We start from the raw sequence: 19,924 nt of genomic DNA on the forward strand, positions 1-19,924 counted from the left end.
ATCGTGCCGATGTTAACGTGCGGTTTGGAACGCTCAAACTTTTCCTTTGCCATGATGGCCTCCTATTGTCTTTGGGCGGGACAGGCTGCGCGCCTGCCCCGAATTTCGCTTAGGCGTATTTCGCCTGAATTTCGTCCGAGATGTTCTGCGGAACCGGATCGTAATGGTCGAACTGCATCGTGAACTGCGCGCGGCCCGAAGACATCGAGCGCAGGTTGTTGATGTAGCCGAACATGTTTGCCAGCGGAACGAACGCATCAATCGCGATGGCGTTGCCGCGCGGTTCCTGACCAGATACCTGGCCACGACGCGAGGTCAGATCGCCGATGATACCGCCGGTGTATTCTTCCGGGGTAATCACTTCGACTTTCATGATCGGTTCCAGCAGCTTGGCGCCGCCCATCTTCATGCCTTCGCGCATGCACATACGTGCAGCGATTTCGAAGGCCAGAACCGACGAGTCAACATCGTGGAACTTACCGTCAACCAGGGCAACCTTGAAGTCGATCACGGGGAAGCCAGCCAGCGGGCCGCTGTCCATGACCGAGTTGATGCCTTTTTCAACACCGGGGATGTATTCCTTGGGAACAGCACCACCAACGATACGGCTTTCGAACGAGTAACCCTCGCCAGCCTCGGTCGGCATGATTTCCATTTTGACTTCAGCGTACTGACCCGAACCACCCGACTGTTTCTTGTGGGTGTAGGTGTGCTCGACGCCCTTCGAAATGGTTTCACGATAGGCCACCTGCGGTGCACCAATGTTCGCTTCCACTTTGAATTCACGCTTCAGACGATCAACCAGAATGTCCAGGTGAAGTTCGCCCATGCCCTTCATGATGGTCTGACCCGATTCCAGGTCGGTCTCAACACGGAAGGACGGATCTTCAGCGGCCAGACGGCCCAGACCTTGCGACATCTTCTCTTGGTCGGCCTTGGTTTTCGGCTCAACCGCGATCTCGATCACCGGGTCGGGGAAGGTCATGGTTTCCAGAACCACCGGATCGCTGGTTGCACACAGGGTGTCACCAGTGGTGGTGTCTTTCAGACCGGCCAGCGCGATGATGTCACCAGCGAATGCTTCGGTGATCTCTTCACGGTCGTTGGAGTGCATCATCATCATACGACCGATGCGCTCTTTCTTGCCTTTGGTCGAGTTCAACAGGGTTTCACCCTTGTTCAACACACCCGAGTAGATGCGGGTAAAGGTCAGCGAGCCAACGAAGGGGTCGTTCATGATTTTGAACGCCAGACCCGAGAACGCCATGTCGTCGTCTGCACGACGGGCAATGTTACGTTCTTCGGTTTCGTCACCGGGTTTGAAGCCCATGTAATCGACAACGTCCAGCGGGCTGGGCAGGTAGTCGATCACAGCGTTCAGCAGCGGCTGAACACCTTTGTTTTTGAACGCAGAACCACCCAGAACCGGAACGAAGTCCAGCGCCAGCGTACCTTTACGCAGCAGAGCGCGCAGGGTCGGTACGTCGGGCTCGTTGCCTTCGAGATAGGCTTCCATCGCGTCGTCGTCTTGCTCGACGGCGGCTTCGATCATCTTCTCGCGCCACTCGTTGGCCATGTCCTGCAGCTCGTCGCGGATCGGAGCTTTGATCCAGGATGCACCCAGATCTTCGCCCTGCCAGAGCCACTCTTCCATGGTCACCAGGTCAACCAGGCCTTCCAGCTCGGTTTCGGCACCGATCGGAATACCAACAGGAACGGCGCGGGCGCCGGTGCGGTCTTCGATCATGTTAACGCAGTTGAAGAAGTCAGCGCCGATTTTGTCCATCTTGTTGACAAAAACCATACGCGGAACCTTGTAGCGGTCAGCCTGACGCCACACGGTTTCGGTTTGGGGTTCAACACCGGCGTTGGCGTCCAGCACGCAAACGGCGCCATCGAGAACCGCCAGCGAACGTTCAACTTCAATGGTGAAGTCAACGTGACCAGGGGTGTCGATGATGTTCAGACGGTGCTTTTCGGTTTCGGCGGTTTGGCCATCTTCGGTGCGCTCCCAGAAAGTGGTCGTCGCAGCCGAGGTGATGGTAATACCGCGTTCCTGTTCCTGCTCCATCCAGTCCATGGTGGCTGCACCATCGTGCACCTCACCAATGTTGTGGGACTTGCCGGTGTAGTACAGGATGCGCTCCGAACAGGTAGTTTTACCTGCATCGATGTGCGCCATGATACCGAAGTTGCGGTACCGTTCGAGGGGATATTCGCGTGCCATTGGTTCGGTTCCGGGCCTTGAATTAAGTTACCAGCGATAATGGCTAAAGGCTTTGTTCGCCTCGGCCATCTTATGAGTGTCTTCGCGCTTTTTAACGGCGGAACCACGGGAGTTCACAGCATCCAGCAGTTCACCTGCCAGGCGCTCTTCCATGGTGTTTTCGTTGCGCGAACGCGAGGCGCTGATCAACCAGCGGATGGCCAGAGCTTCGCGGCGCTCGGGGCGCACTTCGACGGGAACCTGATAGGTGGCACCACCCACACGACGCGAGCGAACCTCAACCGAGGGCTTCACGTTGTCCAGAGCTTCGTGGAACACTTCGACGGGCGCGCGCTTGAGCTTGCCTTCGACGCGGTCCAGAGCGTTATAGACGATTTTCTCGGCGGCAGATTTCTTGCCATCGATCATCAGGTTGTTCATGAATTTGGTCAGAACGGTGTCACCAAACTTGGCGTCTGGCAGAACTTCGCGTTTTTCAGCGGCGTGACGACGGGACATACCAATCTCTCCTTACTTGGGACGCTTGGCGCCGTACTTCGAACGACGCTGCTTACGATCTTTGACGCCCTGGGTATCCAGAACACCGCGAAGGATGTGGTAACGCACACCGGGAAGGTCTTTTACACGACCGCCACGGATCAGAACCACCGAGTGCTCCTGAAGGTTGTGGCTTTCACCGGGAATGTAGGAGATCACCTCGAAACCGTTGGTCAGGCGCACTTTGGCAACCTTACGCATCGCCGAGTTCGGCTTTTTCGGGGTGGTGGTGTAGACGCGGGTACAAACCCCACGCTTTTGCGGACAAGCCTGCAAATGCATGGACTTCTGGCGCTTTACTTTAGGCTGCCGCGGCTTGCGGATCAGCTGCTGAATCGTTGGCATGCACGTTCCTCGTGTTGCACTGTGTCAATACTCGCCCCAACCAGGGCGCTGCTTCTCGACCGTGCCCCGCGCCGAATGCGCAAAGCACCAAAACCGCATCCGTCCCCGAAACCGGGAACGACGCGGTGGAATTTCAGAGGATCGGGGCCATCAGACCCGGATCATGACCACTTCAGTCGTGAACCTGCACCACAAAACCCTCGGGCAAAGCAGCACAAGTGCGCGCGGTATATGGAGAGTCGGGCGCGTTGTCAACAGCAGCGACACCCGCAATCAGGCGGCCTTAGTTGGCCGCCTCTTTCGCTTGCTGGGCGCGTTTCAGCAGCCATGCCCCAAAGCGTTTCAAGCCCAGACCGGTGCGGATCTCAAACGCCTCGAAATGGAAGTTGCGGCCGCTGACACCATAGCCTGCCAGGCTCAACGAAAGCGCGCGGCGCATCTCGGACGGGCCGCAGAAGGACACGCGGGTGCCCTTTAGGTCCCCGCCAGCAATCTCGGCGATCTTATCGCCGGTCAGGCGGCCCGATTTGCTGCTTTCCCACAGGGTCAGGCTTAGGCGCGGGTTTGCAGCTGCGAGGTCCTGCAGCTCGGCCAAGTGCGGGGCCTGATCGGCGTTACGCACGGCAAAGATCATCTGCACGGCGGGGCCGTCAGCTTTCAAAGCCTGCGCCAAAGCGACAAAAGGCGTAACCCCTACACCGGCGGCAACCCAGATCTCAGGCTTTTTAGACCCGCGGCCAAAGTGGCCATAGGGGCCCTGCACGCGCACGGCCTGCCCAGCGCCGACGGCTTGACGCAAACGCATGGTGAAATCACCCAGCGGCGCAACGGTGATGCGCAGTTTACCATCGTCCTTAGGGGCAGAGCTGATGGTGAACGGGTGGGGCTCGGTATAGCCGGCATCGGTGAAAGCAAAGAAGGCAAACTGCCCGGCCTTATGTTTCAGCGCGCCGCCTTTGGGCGACATCTCGACGGCCAAGGCATCGCCCTGCGGCGTGATGCTGTCGACCTGATACTTGCGCCCGGGCCTTATGCCGCGCGGCGCAGAGGTATAGATATACGCAATCGTCCCCAGCGCCATCACCAGATACATGTACAGACCCAGCGGATCACCGTTCTTGAACGGTTTGAGAATGAACAGATAGTGCATCCCGCCTGCCACAAAGAACAAACCAATCAAGCGGTGGGTCCATTTCCACAAGTGATAGGGGATGAACGTCGCCACCGTAATCACCACGAAGATCAGGATGCCGTAAAGGCTGATCTCACCGGCGGTTTCGGCGGCCTCGACAATCACGGTCTCTTTGCCCAGCCCCTTCATCTCGGCATCAATCGTATCGTGCAATAGCAGGGTAATGACCCCTCCCAGACCCAGCCATTTGTGCAGACGATAGCTCTGGTCCATCGGACCAAACAGCGCCTCGATCCCCGGCCAGCGGGTGGCAATGATTTGCCCCAAAGCCATGCAGATTAGTGACATCAAACCCAGGTACTGGCTGCCTAACGCGATAACATCGCGGTTCTGGGAAATTTGCGGCCACCATATGAATGGCACAAGCAAAGCCACCAGGATCACTAGTAGTCCGCTAAGTTTCATGGCTGCTCTCCCTGTTTGCGCGTCGCAACGTCAACTAGCGGTGAATCGGCCGTGGATCAACAGATCGTGACGGTTTCTGGTAACTGCCAAGTTCTAAAAGCCCATGCGCCCGATTTTTTGGCAACGCATCTGTCTTATCGGGGCTCGCTTGCAAGGCTGACGGGCGCTCAGCGGCGTGCTCGCGAACGACGCACCGCTATGTGAGAATGTGTCAACAGCCTCACCAGCAAATCATCGCTATATCGGTTACGTCAGCACACGCTGACGTTGTAACCTTACTGAACAGGATGAACACATGACCACGACATTGGTTGGTACCGCGTACCGAATTGACGGCGTCGAGCTGGGCCAGAATGACATTATTTCGGCGGGCACGTCTTTGACCGCCGTAGAGTTTCAAACCGTCGATCCCGACGCGAACGATTTCGTTGTCACCCCGCCTTCGGTAATTTTTGAGGGCACCGTGAATGAAACAGTTCTGTCCGAAGCAGAGGAGATCACCTTCTTCGCTGATGGGGCCGTCATTGCAACGGAATCTCCGACCTTTGAATTTGTATCCCTGAGCACCAATGTCGGCGACGTATTTGGTATTACCTTCTCGGCCTCGGGGGACACCTATTTCCTGCCGTTTAGCGATCAGCTCTCAGATGGTTTGGCCGAGGTAACCGCAGACTCGCAAATTCGCGCCAACGATGTCGCATTCAATCAGCTGGACTTTGGGCTTTTGCCCCCCGGTGCTACGTCATTTGAAGGTCTGGTCTTTGGCCCCGGCGCGATTGGCGCACCCGGTCTGGGGGAAACCCGCGTGGTGATCGACAGCGACGACACACCGTTCAACACCGGGGAAAGCACCGAAATCAACCCGTTCAACGCCGAAGTTCGGGTCACTGTAACCTTTGCAGATGGCAACTCGATCTCGGGTGTTGATGCCTATCAGTCCGGTGATGTGTCATTTGTGAACAACCAGAACATTGACACCCGTGCCTATGCAATCGACGTGGCAGCAGTCGAAGCCGCTGGTTACACGCTGGCAGATGTCACAACTGCCGAGTTCGAGGCCTTCACCCAACATGACCTGACCTATGCCGAGGTTGGCTTTGAAGCTGGTGAAACCGCGCCGGGCGACGCACCAGACCCAACCCCGGTTCCCGATGTTGAACTAATCGAAGGAACCGATGGTGCCGACCGTTTGACGGGCTCTGACGCCGATGAAGTGTTGATTGGTGGCGCAGGCAATGACCGCCTGACAGGCGGCGACGGCGCTGACACTTTCGTCTTTGGCGCAGACAGCAGCAATGGCACGCGCGAGCGTGACATCATCACAGATTTCAACGCGGCCGAAGATGTCATCGCCCTGGAGGCCGACGCCGAAATTTTGCGGGTTGTCGAACGCGGCGAAGATGTGCGCATCATTCTGGATGGCGGTGACCGGGATCAGATATTAATCCGGGACGCGGACGCCAGCATCGTCGACAACATCGTCTTCGTTACCGAAGACTTTCTTGTCTGATACCGTGGCTTAACGAACCGCGAAAAAAACAAAGCCCCCGCCAAATCGGCGGGGGCTTTTTAATTTTGGTTGAGGCGCGGTTTATTCGCCGCGGCTTTCCGGCGTGTCGATCAAACCGGAATCAAAGGCATCGCCACCCACAATGTCATCCACCGGAGCGGCCAGCGCTGCGGCGGCTTCGGCCTCGGCCTGACGGGCGTCGATGACCTTCTGGTCACGTTCCCCTGCAATACGGCGCACTTTCTGGGTGGCCCCACCGGTGCCTGCCGGGATCAGACGACCCACGATGACGTTCTCTTTCAGGCCAACCAGCTTGTCGCGTTTACCCTGAACCGAAGCTTCGGTCAGAACACGTGTGGTTTCCTGGAACGACGCGGCCGAGATGAAGCTGCGGGTTTGCAGCGACGCCTTAGTGATACCCAGCAGGATCGGCTGACCCTTTGCCGGACGGCCACCACGGGACTCGGCCTTTTCGTTGGCCTCGTCAAACTCGACCTTATCGACGTTCTCGCCTTTCAGCAGCGTGGTGTCACCACTGTCGAGGATCTCCCACTTCTGCAGCATTTGGCGCACGATCACTTCGATATGCTTATCGTTGATCTTAACACCCTGCAGACGATAAACGTCCTGAACCTCGTCAATCATGTACTCGGCCAGAGCCTCGACACCCATGATCGACAGAATGTCGTGGGGGGCGGGGTTGCCGTCCATGATGTAGTCACCCTTCTGAACGAAGTCACCTTCCTGAACCGGAATGTGCTTGCCCTTGGGCACCATGTATTCGACGGGTTCACGACCCTCTTCCGAAGGCTCGATCGAGATGCGGCGCTTGTTCTTGTAGTCGCGGCCAAAGCGCACGTAGCCATCAATCTCGGCGATGATTGCGTGATCTTTCGGACGACGGGCTTCGAACAGTTCGGCCACACGCGGCAGACCACCGGTAATGTCTTTGGTCTTTGCACCTTCGCGCGGGATACGCGCGACAACATCACCAGCTTGCAGCTGAGCGCCGTCTTCGATCGACAGAATAGCGTCGACAGACATCGGATAGGTCACCGGGTTGCCCGCGTCATTGCGGACCGGCTCGCCATCTTCGCCAAGGATCAGGACTTCAGGCTTCAGGTCGTTGCCTTTGGGGGCAGCGCGCCAATCCATCACGATCTTCTGGGTCATGCCTGTTGCATCATCGGTCTCATCGCGCACCGAGATGCCCGAGGTAAGATCGACAAATTTCGCCGTACCCGGCTTCTCTGCAATGATCGGCAGGGTGTAGGGATCCCATTCGAACAGCTTATCGCCACGCCCAACGGTCGCGCCATCGGCAACGAACACCTTGGAACCATAACCAACCTTGTGGCTGGCGCGTTCCTGGCCATTCTCGTCGATGATCGACAGAACCATGTTCCGGCCCATAACGATCTTCTCACCGGCTTCGTTTTCAAGAATGTTCGCGTTGCGAATTTCGATCTTGCCTTCCTGGCTGGCTTCCTGGAACGACTGTTGACCACCCTGCGCAACACCACCGATGTGGAAGGTCCGCATGGTCAGCTGTGTACCGGGTTCACCGATCGACTGCGCCGCGATGATGCCGACAGCTTCACCTGTGTTCACCATGGTGCCGCGGGCCAGATCTCGGCCATAGCACATGGCGCAGACGCCTTCTTCGGCTTCACAGGTCAGCGGGCTGCGCATCCGAACAGAAGCAACACCAGCTTTCTCGATCGTGTCAGCCTTGCGTTCGTCGATCAGCTCGTTACGGCTAACCAGAACCTCGTCGGTGCCAGGACGCAGAATATCCTCAGCGGCGACACGGCCCAGCAGACGCTCACCCAGCGAAGAAACAACTTCGCCATCGTTTACGGCAGCTTCAGCAGTGATCGCAAGATCGGTGCCACAGTCTTTGGTGCGCACGATACAATCCTGTGCAACGTCTACAAGACGACGCGTCAGATAGCCCGAGTTCGCGGTTTTAAGCGCCGTATCCGACAGACCCTTACGGGCACCGTGGGTGGAGTTGAAGTACTCCAGAACGGTCAGACCTTCTTTAAAGTTCGAGATAATCGGCGTTTCGATAATCTCGCCCGAAGGTTTCGCCATCAGGCCGCGCATACCGCCCAGCTGTTTCATCTGCGTAACCGAGCCACGCGCACCGGAGTGGGCCATCATGTAAACCGAGTTCGGTTCCATTTCTGTACCCGCTTCGTCGGTCTTCGACGACGAGATGGTGTTCATCATCGCATCGGTGACCTTGTCGTTACACTTCGACCAGGCATCGACAACTTTGTTGTACTTTTCACCCTGAGTGATCAGGCCGTCCATGTACTGCTGTTCAAAGTCTTTCACCTGATCGCGGGTGTCATCAACGATGGTCCACTTGGTGTCGGGGATAACCATGTCGTCCTTACCGAACGAGATACCGGCTTTGAACGCTTCACGGAAACCCATGCGCATGATCTGGTCACAGAAGATAACCGACTCTTTCTGACCGCAGTAACGGTAGACGGTGTCGATGACCTGCTGCACTTCTTTCTTACGCAGCAGACGGTTGACCAGGTCAAACGGTGCTTTTGCATTCAGCGGCAGCAACGCACCCAAACGGACACGACCCGGAGTGGTTTCAAAGCGCTGGTACACTTCGTTGCCTTCGTCGTCGATCTGCTTGACGCGCGCTTGGATCTTGGCGTGCAAATGCACTTCGCCCGAGTTCAGCGCGTGCTCGATTTCATCAATCGAACCAAACACCATGCCCTGACCCTTCATACCTTCACGCTCCAGCGTGATGTAATAAAGGCCCAAAATCATATCCTGCGACGGAACGATGATCGGCGCGCCGTTGGCGGGCGACAGAACGTTGTTCGTCGACATCATCAGAACACGGGCTTCCAGCTGGGCTTCCAGCGACAGCGGCACGTGAACCGCCATTTGGTCACCGTCAAAGTCAGCGTTAAACGCCGAACAGACCAGCGGGTGCAGCTGGATGGCCTTACCTTCGATCAGAACCGGCTCAAACGCCTGAATGCCCAAACGGTGCAGCGTGGGCGCACGGTTCAGCATCACGGGGTGTTCGCGGATCACTTCATCCAGAATATCCCAAACTTCGGGACGCTCTTTTTCCACCAGTTTCTTGGCTTGCTTCACGGTCGAAGAGAGGCCTTTGGCTTCAAGACGGCTGTAGATGAACGGCTTGAACAGCTCCAACGCCATCTTCTTGGGAAGACCACATTGGTGCAGTTTCAATTCCGGCCCGGTCACAATCACCGAACGGCCCGAGAAGTCGACCCGTTTCCCCAAAAGGTTCTGACGGAAACGGCCCTGCTTACCTTTCAGCATGTCCGACAGCGATTTCAGAGGACGCTTGTTAGCGCCAGTGATCACGCGGCCACGACGGCCGTTGTCGAACAGAGCATCGACCGACTCTTGCAGCATCCGCTTTTCGTTGCGGACGATGATGTCAGGCGCGCGCAGTTCAATCAGACGCTTCAGACGGTTGTTCCGGTTGATCACACGACGGTACAGATCGTTCAGGTCCGAGGTCGCGAAACGGCCACCATCCAGCGGCACCAGCGGGCGCAGCTCGGGCGGGATCACGGGGATCACGGTCAGGATCATCCATTCGGGGCGGTTGCCCGATTCCAGGAAACTTTCGACCACTTTCAGACGCTTGATGATCTTCTTGGGCTTCAGTTCGCCGGTGGCTTCCTTCAGCTCCTCGCGCAGGCGCTCCGCCTCGCTCTCCAGATCAATCTGGCTCAGCATTTCACGGATGGCTTCGGCACCGATCCCGGCGGTGAAGGCGTCCATACCATACGCATCCTGCGCATCCATGAACTCTTCTTCGGTCATCATCTGGCCATAGGTCAGATCGGTCAGACCGGGTTCGATCACCACGTAGTTTTCGAAATACAGAACGCGTTCCAGATCACGCAGGGTCATATCCAGCATCAGGCCGATGCGCGACGGCAGCGACTTGAGGAACCAGATATGCGCCACAGGCGCGGCCAGTTCGATATGGCCCATGCGCTCGCGGCGGACCTTTTGCAGCGTTACTTCGACACCGCATTTCTCGCAGACAACGCCGCGATATTTCATGCGCTTATATTTGCCGCACAGACATTCGTAATCTTTGATCGGGCCAAAGATACGCGCGCAGAACAGGCCATCACGCTCCGGCTTGAAGGTCCGGTAGTTGATGGTTTCGGGTTTCTTGATCTCACCAAAGGACCACGAAAGGATCCGCTCGGGCGAGGCAAGGCTAACCTTGATCTCGTCGAATTGCTTCGGCGGGGTCAGTGGGTTGAACGGGTTGGTTGTCAGTTCCTGGTTCATTTTCAATTCCTTGAATAGGGGCAGAGGGGGAAGGTGTGGCGGTTAACCGCCGTTATTCCTCACCCTCCGCATCCAGGAGTTCCATGTTCAGGCCGAGGCCACGGACTTCTTTGACAAGAACGTTGAACGATTCCGGCACGCCGGCCTCGAAATTGTCCTCGCCTTTGACGATGCTTTCATAGACCTTGGTCCGGCCTGCAACGTCATCCGATTTCACCGTCAGCATCTCTTGCAGCGTGTAAGCGGCGCCATAAGCTTCCAGAGCCCAGACTTCCATCTCACCAAAGCGCTGACCACCGAACTGCGCCTTACCACCCAGCGGCTGCTGGGTCACAAGCGAGTACGGGCCGGTCGAACGCGCGTGGATTTTGTCATCCACCAGGTGATGCAGTTTCAGCAGGTATTTCACACCCACCGTCACCGGACGCGCGAACTGTTCACCGGTGCGACCGTCAAACAGGATCGACTGACCGGATTCAGAGAACCCGGCACGGACCAGAGCATCGTTCACATCGCCTTCTTTGGCGCCGTCAAAGACCGGGGTCGCGATCGGAACACCGGTGGTGACGTGACCGGCGGCTTCCAGCAGCTCATCCTCGTCCATGCCAGCGATGCCTTCTTCATAGACATCCTCGCCATAGGCGATGCGCATGGCTTCGCGAACAGGGGTCAGGTCGCCCGAGCGTTTGTACTCACCCAGCGCGTCGTCGATTTTCAGACCAAGGCCACGCGCGGCCCAACCCATGTGGGTTTCAAGGATCTGACCAACGTTCATGCGCGAGGGCACGCCTAGCGGGTTCAGACAGAAGTCAACCGGAGTACCGTCAGCCAGGAAGGGCATATCTTCCATCGGAACAACGCGCGAGATCACACCTTTGTTCCCGTGACGACCGGCCATCTTATCACCCGGCTGCAGCTTACGCTTCACCGCGATGAAGACTTTGACCATCTTCATCACACCCGGCGGCAGGTCGTCGCCACGGCGGACTTTCTCGACCTTGTCTTCGAACCGGTGCTCCAGCGCGCGCTTCTGCGCGTCGAACTGCGAGTTCAGCGCTTCAACCTGTGCGGCGTCAGTTTCGTCTTCCAGCGCCAGCTGCCACCACTGACCTTTGGTCAGTTCGGCCAGCAGATCAACGGTGATTTCCGAACCGGACTTCACACCTTTGGGGCCTTTGACCGTGGTTTTGCCCAACAGCATGCCACGCAGACGGGCATAGATGTTGCGCTCCAGGATGATCATTTCGTCATCGCGGTCACGGGCCAGGCGTTCGACCTCTTCGCGCTCGATCTGCAGGGCACGTTCGTCTTTTTCCACACCGTGGCGGTTGAAGACGCGGACCTCTACGACGGTACCAAAGTCACCCGGCTTCACGCGCAGCGAGGTATCGCGCACGTCGGATGCTTTTTCACCAAAGATGGCGCGCAGCAGTTTCTCTTCCGGGGTCATCGGCGATTCACCTTTGGGGGTGATCTTACCGACCAGAATATCGCCCGGCTCCACATCCGCACCGATGTAAACGATGCCGGCCTCGTCGAGGTTGCGCAGCGCTTCTTCACCGACGTTCGGAATGTCGCGGGTGATCTCTTCCGGCCCCAGCTTGGTATCACGGGCGGCGACTTCGAATTCCTCGATGTGGACAGAGGTAAACACGTCGTCCCGCGCGATACGTTCCGAGATCAGGATCGAGTCTTCATAGTTGTAGCCGTTCCAGGGCATAAACGCGACGACCACGTTTTTACCCAGTGCCAGCTCGCCCATATCGGTCGAGGGGCCATCGGCGATAACTTCGTCTTTGCCGACCTTGTCACCCACTTTCACCAGCGGGCGCTGGTTAATACAGGTGTTCTGGTTCGAACGCTGGAACTTGCGCAGACGATAGATATCCACGCCCGGATCGCCGGGCTCCAGATCCTCGGTAGCACGGACAACGATACGGGTGGCGTCGACCTGGTCGATCACACCACCGCGGCGCGCCATGATGGCTGCGCCCGAGTCCTGTGCCACGATTTGCTCAATCCCGGTGCCCACGAATGGCGCATCGGCCTGCAGCAGTGGCACGGCCTGACGTTGCATGTTCGAGCCCATCAGAGCGCGGTTCGCATCGTCGTTCTCAAGGAACGGGATCAACGAGGCAGCAACAGATACCAGCTGCTTGGGCGACACGTCGATCAAGTCAACGTTGCCGCGCGGCGCCATCGTGTATTCGCCCGACTGACGGGTGTTCACCAGTTCGTTCTGGAAGCGGCCTTCGCCGTCAAGGTTGGCGTTGGCCTGCGCCACGGTATGGCGCATTTCCTCGGTCGCGGACATGTAGCTGACATCGTCAGTGACCTGACCATCCACAACTTTCCGGTAAGGGGTTTCGATGAAGCCGTACTTGTTCACGCGGGCATAGGTGGCCAGCGAGTTGATCAGACCAATGTTCGGCCCTTCCGGCGTTTCAATCGGACACATCCGGCCATAGTGGGTCGGGTGAACGTCGCGGACTTCAAAGCCAGCACGCTCACGGGTCAGACCGCCCGGCCCAAGCGCCGACAGGCGGCGTTTGTGGGTGACTTCCGACAGCGGGTTGGTTTGGTCCATGAACTGCGACAGCTGCGAAGAGCCAAAGAATTCACGCACCGCAGCCGCAGCTGGTTTCGCGTTGATCAGGTCTTGCGGCATCACGGTGTCGATTTCGACAGAGGACATGCGCTCTTTGATGGCACGTTCCATGCGCAGCAGGCCAACGCGGTACTGGTTTTCCATCAGCTCGCCGACCGAACGCACACGACGGTTGCCCAAGTGGTCGATGTCATCGACATCACCCTTGCCGTCACGCAGTTCAACCAGCGCCTTGATGCACGAAACGATGTCTTCCTTGCGCAGGGTACGCTGGGTGTCATCGGCATCCAGTGCCAGACGCATGTTCATCTTTACGCGGCCAACGGCCGACAGATCATAACGCTCTGAGTCAAAGAACAGTGATTCAAACAGGTTGGTCGCGGCTTCAACGGTCGGCGGCTCACCCGGGCGCATGACGCGGTAGATATCCATAAGCGCGGTATCGCGGCTCATGTTCTTATCCTGCGCCATGGTGTTGCGCATGTACGGGCCGACATTGATGTTGTCGATGTCCAGAACCGGGATATCGGTGATACCGGCATCCAGAAGCTCTTTCAGCGTACCGCCAATCACTTCGCCGTCTTTGTCCAGTTCCCAAGTCAGCTCATCGCCGGCTTCCACATAGATGGCACCGGTTTCTTCGTTGATGATGTCCTTGGCGACAAACTTGCCGATGATCTGATCAAAGGGCACCAGCAGGTCGGTGACCTTACCCTCTTCGATCAGCTTCTTAACGGCGCGCGGCGTGACCTTTTTACCAGTTTCAGCGATCACTTCACCCGAAGCTGCGTCAACCAGATCAAACAACGGGCGCGTGCCGCGCACGCGCTCGGGGAAGAACTTGGTGGCCCAGCCTTTGTTCTTTTGCAGTTTGAAATCGACAGTGTCGTAATAGGCGTCGCAGATACCTTCCTGATCCAGACCCAGCGCATATAGCAGGGTTGTCACAGGCAGTTTGCGGCGACGGTCGATACGGGCAAAGACGATGTCTTTGGCGTCAAATTCGAAATCCAGCCACGAGCCGCGATAGGGAATGATGCGGCAGGCAAACAGCAGCTTGCCCGAGCTGTGGTTCTTACCTTTGTCATGATCGAAGAACACACCGGGTGAGCGGTGCATCTGCGATACGATTACCCGCTCGGTGCCGTTCACGATGAAGGTACCGTTCTGGGTCATCAAAGGCATGTCGCCCATGAACACGTCTTGTTCTTTGATGTCTTTGACCGACTTCGCACCGGTATCTTCGTCGACATCAAATACGATCAGTCGCAGGGTAACCTTCAGCGGCGCGCTGTAGGTCATGTCACGCTGCTGACATTCCTCAACGTCGTACTTCGGTTTTTCCAGCTCGTAGCGGACAAATTCCAATACGGCGGTCTCGTTGAAATCTTTGATCGGGAAGACCGACTGGAACACACCTTGGATGCCTTCACCATCGGTGGGCTCAAGCTGATCGCCGGATTTCAGGAACAAGTCGTACGAGGATTTCTGAACCTCAATGAGGTTCGGCATTTCCAGGACTTCACGGATTTTACCGTAGAACTTGCGGAGTCGTTTTTGGCCAACAAACGTCTGCGCCATGTGTCGTATCACCTTTCGTATGTGCACCACAGCAGCCGTCGGGCCCCGGCTGTGTGCCGCTCACGAATGAAGGGGGTCGGTTCTATTCCTGCGTGCCGTCCCACCGGCCGCTCCCGAACCATTGACCGCGCCTTAGAAAGAGCTTGGGGCATCAAGCCCTTTCTAAGACAGGTCCGGCTGGACCCGGTTTTTCACCAGGTCCAGCCAGTTTTTTTGCAGTCGCGGCACAAAGGCCGCGCCGATTACTTGAGCTCGACTTCGGCGCCAGCTGCTTCCAGCTTGGCTTTGATGTCTTCTGCTTCGGCTTTGTCGACGCCTTCTTTGACGGGCTTGCCGCCAGCTTCGACCAGCTCTTTTGCTTCTTTCAGGCCCAGGCCGGTGATGCCGCGAACCTCTTTGATGACGGCGATTTTCTGACCGCCAGCGGCAACCAGGATCACGTCAAATTCGGTTTTCTCTTCAGCAGCTGCACCGCCAGCGTCGCCGCCAGCTGCACCAGCAACCATTACGGCGCCGCCAGCAGCGGGCTCGATGCCGTATTCGTCTTTCAGGATGGTTTTCAGTTCCTGAGCTTCGAGCAGGGTCAGACCCACGATCTCTTCAGCAAGTTTTTTCAGATCAGCCATTTCACTGTTTCCGTTCTATTCAGATGTGTTCCAACGCGATGGGGTTCAACCCTTCGCGGGACTGCAAGTTGCTTACGCAGCTTCCGCCTTCTCTTCGATGGTGGAAAGGATGCTTGCGATGTTCGAAGCAGGCGCGCCAATGGCACCAGCGATGTTCGAAGCAGGGGCGCCAATGCAACCCACGATCGAGGCAATAAGCTCGTCGCGCGAAGGCATTTTCGACACAGTTTCGACACCAGCGGCGTCCAGTACATTCCCGTCCATTGCACCGCCCAGGATTTCGAACTTGTCGTTATCCTTGGCGTAACCCTGCGCAACCTTAGCGGCGGCAACAGGATCTTCGGAATAGGAGAGTACGGTCATACCCGTCAGCAGGTCACCCATGGATTCATAGGCGTTCCCTTCGAGGGCGATCTTGGCGAGCTTGTTCTTGGCAACGCGCACCGACCCGCCCGCCTCACGCATGCGTGCGCGCAGGTCCTGCATTTCGGCAACTGTCAGACCCGCGTAGTGTGCTACCACAACGACGCCAGAGCTTTCGAAGATCTGGCCGAGTTCCTCGACCACTTTCTCTTTCTGGGCTCTATCCACAGTTTCACTCCAAGTATGGGAGGCTCTCACCCCCCGGCTCTTATTTGCCGAACGAATGTCCGGCGTTCAGGTCCGTAATACGGGGCGCCAATATCGCCCGAGGGAAGATCCCGCGGCTAATCTTGTCGTGTCCCGTCTCAGGCAGGAAATTAAGAGGTATGGAATACCCCACCCACCGTCTTGGACGAAAAGCAAAACAGCGCACGACGAATCGCACGCTGATCTGCAAGATCGGGGTGTATTGGGAAACCCGCGTTAGCGCAAGAGGGAATTGCTATACTTATGTGAACAGAGCGTACGTTTACACGCTGGCACGCATGGCTTTGCGCAGCAGCCTCTTACACCGAGGCGACAGATACGACATAGCCTCCTCAGCCGTTTGATTGCGACGTTTCAGAAAACGTGCCAGCGCAAACGCCCGAGAGGATTGAGACATATATCCGCTCCACCCTGCGTCATCGGCGGCTTGAAGCTGGAAAATTCCGAAACCCGCGATCACACAACCCAAGTCTGTTACCAACTCATGGGCTTCAATGCCACCCGGAATAATTGCTTCAAATCCATGTAGACGGGCGTGCATAACCTCGTGCGCCATTACACCGATGAATCGGGTGGGGGTCTTCAACAGCGCAGGATCATATCGAACCACACCCTCTGCTTCGAATGTTCCGGCAATGCTCGCATTTGATTGATAGGTGTGACGGTACTCTTCGGGAAGCATACCTAGGGGCATCACATCAAGTGCTGCCTCCATACCCATCAAGCGTTCAATATCCCTGACAACAGTCGTGGCTGTATCATTGTCCGCGCCAGCTTCCGCCGTAAAAAACTTAGCAGTTGGCAGGATAAGATTGTCTGCTGGTCCGAAAAAACCGTCGAACCAGTCAAAGCAATCTTCAATCCAATCTTCCATGTCTGGAGAAACCGGCATCCGCGACCAGAACAATCTACCACCTCCGAGATACGAGCCATGAAACGACCAACCTATCGACATCTATCAAACATAGACGCCGACCTTACAAGCATGCTCTCAAATGTCTTATTTACCTGATCTGCGCGGCCGCGCGTCGCCGCCACGGTTGGCTTGGGTGCGGCCGGGCGGGTTGAATCGCTTGGACGGGTTCGCTGCGCCCTTGGGGCCGCCTGATTGGGACTTGGGCTTGCCCTGCGGCTTGCCCCCCGGTTTCCCAGCAGGTTTACCACCCGGTTTTCCCGAGTACTTACCAGACGGTTTACCACCCGGTTTTCCATCCGACTTACCATACGGCTTCCCTTCCGATTTCCCGTAGGGTTTACCTTTGGGCTTGTCACCCTTGCCTTTGTAGCCCCCGCTTTGCGACGGCTTGCCCGGCTTTTTCTTGTAATGCGTCACCGAACCGTCCTCGAGAGGGGTAGGTTTGCGCTCTTCGGGCTTACGCGGCTTCCGGTCGTCCGATTTATAAGGCTTGCGCTCGTGCGATTTGCGCGGTGCCTTTTCGGGGCGGTCAAAGGCCCAGGCGGATTTCTCGGGCGCGGCGGGCTTGCCGCGCGGGGCGATCTTGGGCACCCCGTCCAGCTGCTTGGCGATGATGCCCTCGTCCAGCTCGGCGCCATCGCCCAGGCTGGCGACAAAGCCGTCCACGGCATCCTCGGTCAGTTCCACAAAGGTCTCGGACTGCTGCACGCGGATCGCACCGATGCTGTCCTTGCTCAGGTTCCCGGCACGGCACAAAAGCGGCAAGATCCAGCGCGGCTCGGCCCGGTCGTTTTGACCCACCGACAGAGAGAACCACTTGGACGGGCCAAAGGCCTTGCGCTCTTTGCGCTCAGGCGCGGCGTCAGGCGCCGACAGCTCTTCGGGCGAGGACGCGCGCGCCACGTGCAGGCGCAGACAGGCAGCAGCGATGGCCTCAGGGCTGTGGGTCTCCAACAGCTTCGCCGCGAAGGCGGATTCTTCGTCGCTCAACGGATCAGTCCACAGCGGGTCCTCCATCAGCCGTTCCTGATCTTTTTGCAAAATCTCCTCGGCGGACGGCGGGGCGACCCACTCGGCCTTTAGCTTGGCCCATTTCAACAGGCGCTCGGCCTTTTTGGTGGCGCGTTCCGGCACGATCAGGGCCGAAATACCTTTGCGCCCGGCCCGCCCGGTGCGGCCCGAACGGTGCAACAACGCCTCGGTGTTCGTCGGCAGTTCGGCATGCACCACCAGATCCAGCTTGGGCAGGTCAATGCCGCGCGCCGCCACATCGGTGGCCACACAGACACGGGCGCGCCCATCACGCATGGCCTGCAAGGCATGGGTGCGTTCGTTCTGGCTCAGCTCGCCCGACAAGGACACGACGGGGAAACCGCGGTTCGAAAAGCGCGCCGTCAGACGGGCGACCATGGCGCGGGTGTTGGCAAAGACGATGGCATTTTCGGCATCGTGATAGCGCAGCACGTTAATGATGGCGTTTTCCGCATCATGCTGGGCCACCCGCATGGCCTGATAGGTGATATCCGCGTGCTGCTGAGATTTGGACACGGTGTTGATGCGCACTGCATCGGTCTGGAAGCGCTTCGCCATCTCAGAGATGGTCTTGGGCACCGTGGCCGAAAACAACAGCGTACGGCGATCTTCGGGGGCTTCGCCCAGCATGAATTCCAGATCTTCGCGGAAGCCCAGATCAAGCATCTCATCCGCTTCATCCAGAACGACGGCGCGCAGGGCGTCCATTTCCAAAGCACCGCGATTGATGTGGTCGCACAGGCGCCCCGGCGTGCCAACGACGATATGTGCGCCGCGTTCCAGCGCACGGCGTTCCTGTCGAGCATCCATGCCGCCCACGCAGGACACAACCCGCGCACCGGCCTTGGCATAGAGCCACTGTAGTTCGCGCATCACCTGAAGCGCCAATTCGCGGGTGGGGGCGACAATCAGCGCCAAGGGCGCTTCGGCGCGCGGCAACAGATCAGCGTCTCCCATAACGGTGGGGGCAATTGCCAAACCAAAACCGACGGTCTTGCCCGATCCGGTCTGGGCCGAGACCAACAGGTCAGACCCCACAAGTTCAGGGTCGGAAACCGCCTGCTGTACGTCGGTCAGAGTGTCATAGCCGCGCTCAGCCAGCGCGTCGCTTAATGCTTGGATCATAGTTTGGGCCTTGTCTGCGGCCCTCTTGGGGCCTGATGAAACGCGCCATCCGTGACGCGCCTTGATAAGGCCCTTGGGCACCTCCCCCGGTGCCACGAAACCTTATGAAATGCGAAAGGCGCCCCGAAGGGCGCCCTTCAAATTCTTAGAAACTGATGCGCAGATCAGTTGCCGGTGGCGTTGTCCACATCAACCGACACGCCCGGACCCATGGTCGAGCTCAGCGCGATCTTTTTCATGTAGGCGCCTTTGGCACCGGCAGGCTTGGCTTTCTGAACGGCGTCGACAAAAGCACGCACGTTTTCAACCAGCTTGGCTTCGTCGAACGAGGCCTTGCCAACACCAGCGTGCACAACACCGGCTTTTTCAGCCTTGAACTGCACTTCGCCACCTTTTGCAGCGTCCACGGCGGCTTTCACGTCCATGGTCACAGTGCCAACCTTGGGGTTCGGCATCAGGTTGCGCGGGCCCAGGATTTTACCCAGACGACCAACGATGGGCATCATGTCCGGGGTCGCGATGCAGCGATCGAAATCGATGGTGCCGCCCTGGATGGTTTCCATCAGGTCTTCTGCGCCAACAACGTCTGCGCCAGCAGCCTGAGCTTCTTCGGCTTTGGGGCCACGTGCGAACACCGCCACGCGAACCGATTTGCCGGTGCCGTTGGGCAAGGACACAACGCCGCGGACCATCTGGTCAGCGTGACGCGGGTCTACGCCCAGGTTCAGAGCGATTTCGACAGTTTCATCGAACTTGGCCGAGGCAGCGCCTTTGACCAGCGCAACAGCGTCTTCGACGGTCAGGTTTTCTTTGCCGGCGAATGCTTCGCGTGCGGCTTGGGTACGTTTACCGAGTTTAGCCATG

General features: G+C 57.8%; 12 protein-coding genes. 1 reads left to right on the forward strand and 11 read right to left on the reverse strand.

The features are described 5' to 3' along the window. Window positions 1–109: 109 nt before the first annotated feature. The 4 genes from fusA to ATO10_RS15485 form a co-directional block, all read right to left on the reverse strand. Window positions 110–2,227: an elongation factor G gene (fusA, locus tag ATO10_RS15470; protein ID WP_035253340.1), complete on the reverse strand. Its 2,118-nt coding sequence runs from the start codon at window positions 2,225–2,227 to the stop codon at window positions 110–112. Window positions 2,228–2,254: 27 nt separating this feature from the next. After that, the gene (gene rpsG, locus ATO10_RS15475; protein WP_035253342.1) at window positions 2,255–2,725 is read right to left on the reverse strand and encodes a 30S ribosomal protein S7; all 471 of its coding nucleotides are present in this window, start codon (window positions 2,723–2,725) and stop codon (window positions 2,255–2,257) included. Between the two features lie 12 nt (window positions 2,726–2,737). Next, on the reverse strand, window positions 2,738–3,109 hold the full coding sequence (gene rpsL, locus ATO10_RS15480) for a 30S ribosomal protein S12 (protein ID WP_035253348.1): 372 nt from the start codon (window positions 3,107–3,109) through the stop codon (window positions 2,738–2,740). Between the two features lie 283 nt (window positions 3,110–3,392). Next, window positions 3,393–4,706, reverse strand: a complete 1,314-nt coding sequence (locus ATO10_RS15485) for a ferredoxin reductase family protein (protein ID WP_081806553.1) — start codon at window positions 4,704–4,706, stop codon at window positions 3,393–3,395. Between the two features lie 295 nt (window positions 4,707–5,001). Here ATO10_RS15485 and ATO10_RS15490 point away from each other — a divergent pair, with 295 nt between their 5' ends. Then, a complete protein-coding gene (locus ATO10_RS15490; RefSeq protein ID WP_035253352.1) occupies window positions 5,002–6,216 on the forward strand; it encodes a calcium-binding protein in 1,215 nt (404 codons plus the stop codon). An 81-nt stretch (window positions 6,217–6,297) separates the two neighbouring features. On the opposite strand, the gene rpoC is transcribed toward ATO10_RS15490, so the two are convergent. The 7 genes from rpoC to rplA all read right to left on the reverse strand — a co-directional run bounded on the left by rpoC (window position 6,298) and on the right by rplA (window position 19,923). After that, window positions 6,298–10,542 (reverse strand): DNA-directed RNA polymerase subunit beta', encoded by a 4,245-nt coding sequence (gene rpoC, locus ATO10_RS15495; protein ID WP_035253354.1) that lies wholly within the window; start codon window positions 10,540–10,542, stop codon window positions 6,298–6,300. 52 nt (window positions 10,543–10,594) lie between these two features. Continuing rightward, window positions 10,595–14,731, reverse strand: coding sequence for a DNA-directed RNA polymerase subunit beta (rpoB, locus tag ATO10_RS15500; RefSeq protein WP_035253356.1), 4,137 nt, complete (start codon window positions 14,729–14,731; stop codon window positions 10,595–10,597). Between the two features lie 242 nt (window positions 14,732–14,973). After that, window positions 14,974–15,357, reverse strand: a complete 384-nt coding sequence (rplL, locus tag ATO10_RS15505; RefSeq protein WP_035253358.1) for a 50S ribosomal protein L7/L12 — start codon at window positions 15,355–15,357, stop codon at window positions 14,974–14,976. Between the two features lie 72 nt (window positions 15,358–15,429). Further along, on the reverse strand, window positions 15,430–15,948 hold the full coding sequence (rplJ, locus tag ATO10_RS15510; protein ID WP_035253360.1) for a 50S ribosomal protein L10: 519 nt from the start codon (window positions 15,946–15,948) through the stop codon (window positions 15,430–15,432). A 301-nt stretch (window positions 15,949–16,249) separates the two neighbouring features. After that, window positions 16,250–16,894 carry a hypothetical protein gene (locus tag ATO10_RS15515; protein ID WP_035253362.1) on the reverse strand — a complete coding sequence of 215 codons (645 nt, stop codon included), beginning with the start codon at window positions 16,892–16,894 and terminating at the stop codon, window positions 16,250–16,252. Between the two features lie 93 nt (window positions 16,895–16,987). Continuing rightward, complete coding sequence (locus ATO10_RS15520) at window positions 16,988–19,060, reverse strand: DEAD/DEAH box helicase (RefSeq protein WP_035253364.1); 2,073 nt, start codon at window positions 19,058–19,060, stop codon at window positions 16,988–16,990. A 164-nt stretch (window positions 19,061–19,224) separates the two neighbouring features. Beyond that, window positions 19,225–19,923 carry a 50S ribosomal protein L1 gene (gene rplA / locus ATO10_RS15525; protein WP_035253366.1) on the reverse strand — a complete coding sequence of 233 codons (699 nt, stop codon included), beginning with the start codon at window positions 19,921–19,923 and terminating at the stop codon, window positions 19,225–19,227. Window position 19,924: the final 1 nt, after the last annotated feature.

Origin of the sequence: Actibacterium atlanticum, assembly GCF_000671395.1 — a bacterium.
GTDB lineage: Bacteria > Pseudomonadota > Alphaproteobacteria > Rhodobacterales > Rhodobacteraceae > Actibacterium_D > Actibacterium_D atlanticum.

Excerpts from the sequence above, each read along its gene's own strand:
- fusA (WP_035253340.1), bottom strand. The coding sequence starts at position 2,227 with ATGGCACGCGAATATCCCCTCGAACGGTACCGCAACTTCGGTATCATG.
- rpsG (WP_035253342.1), bottom strand. The coding sequence starts at position 2,725 with ATGTCCCGTCGTCACGCCGCTGAAAAACGCGAAGTTCTGCCAGACGCC.
- rpsL (WP_035253348.1), bottom strand. The coding sequence starts at position 3,109 with ATGCCAACGATTCAGCAGCTGATCCGCAAGCCGCGGCAGCCTAAAGTA.
- ATO10_RS15485 (WP_081806553.1), bottom strand. The coding sequence starts at position 4,706 with ATGAAACTTAGCGGACTACTAGTGATCCTGGTGGCTTTGCTTGTGCCA.
- ATO10_RS15490 (WP_035253352.1), top strand. The coding sequence starts at position 5,002 with ATGACCACGACATTGGTTGGTACCGCGTACCGAATTGACGGCGTCGAG.
- rpoC (WP_035253354.1), bottom strand. The coding sequence starts at position 10,542 with ATGAACCAGGAACTGACAACCAACCCGTTCAACCCACTGACCCCGCCG.
- rpoB (WP_035253356.1), bottom strand. The coding sequence starts at position 14,731 with ATGGCGCAGACGTTTGTTGGCCAAAAACGACTCCGCAAGTTCTACGGT.
- rplL (WP_035253358.1), bottom strand. The coding sequence starts at position 15,357 with ATGGCTGATCTGAAAAAACTTGCTGAAGAGATCGTGGGTCTGACCCTG.
- ATO10_RS15520 (WP_035253364.1), bottom strand. The coding sequence starts at position 19,060 with ATGATCCAAGCATTAAGCGACGCGCTGGCTGAGCGCGGCTATGACACT.
- rplA (WP_035253366.1), bottom strand. The coding sequence starts at position 19,923 with ATGGCTAAACTCGGTAAACGTACCCAAGCCGCACGCGAAGCATTCGCC.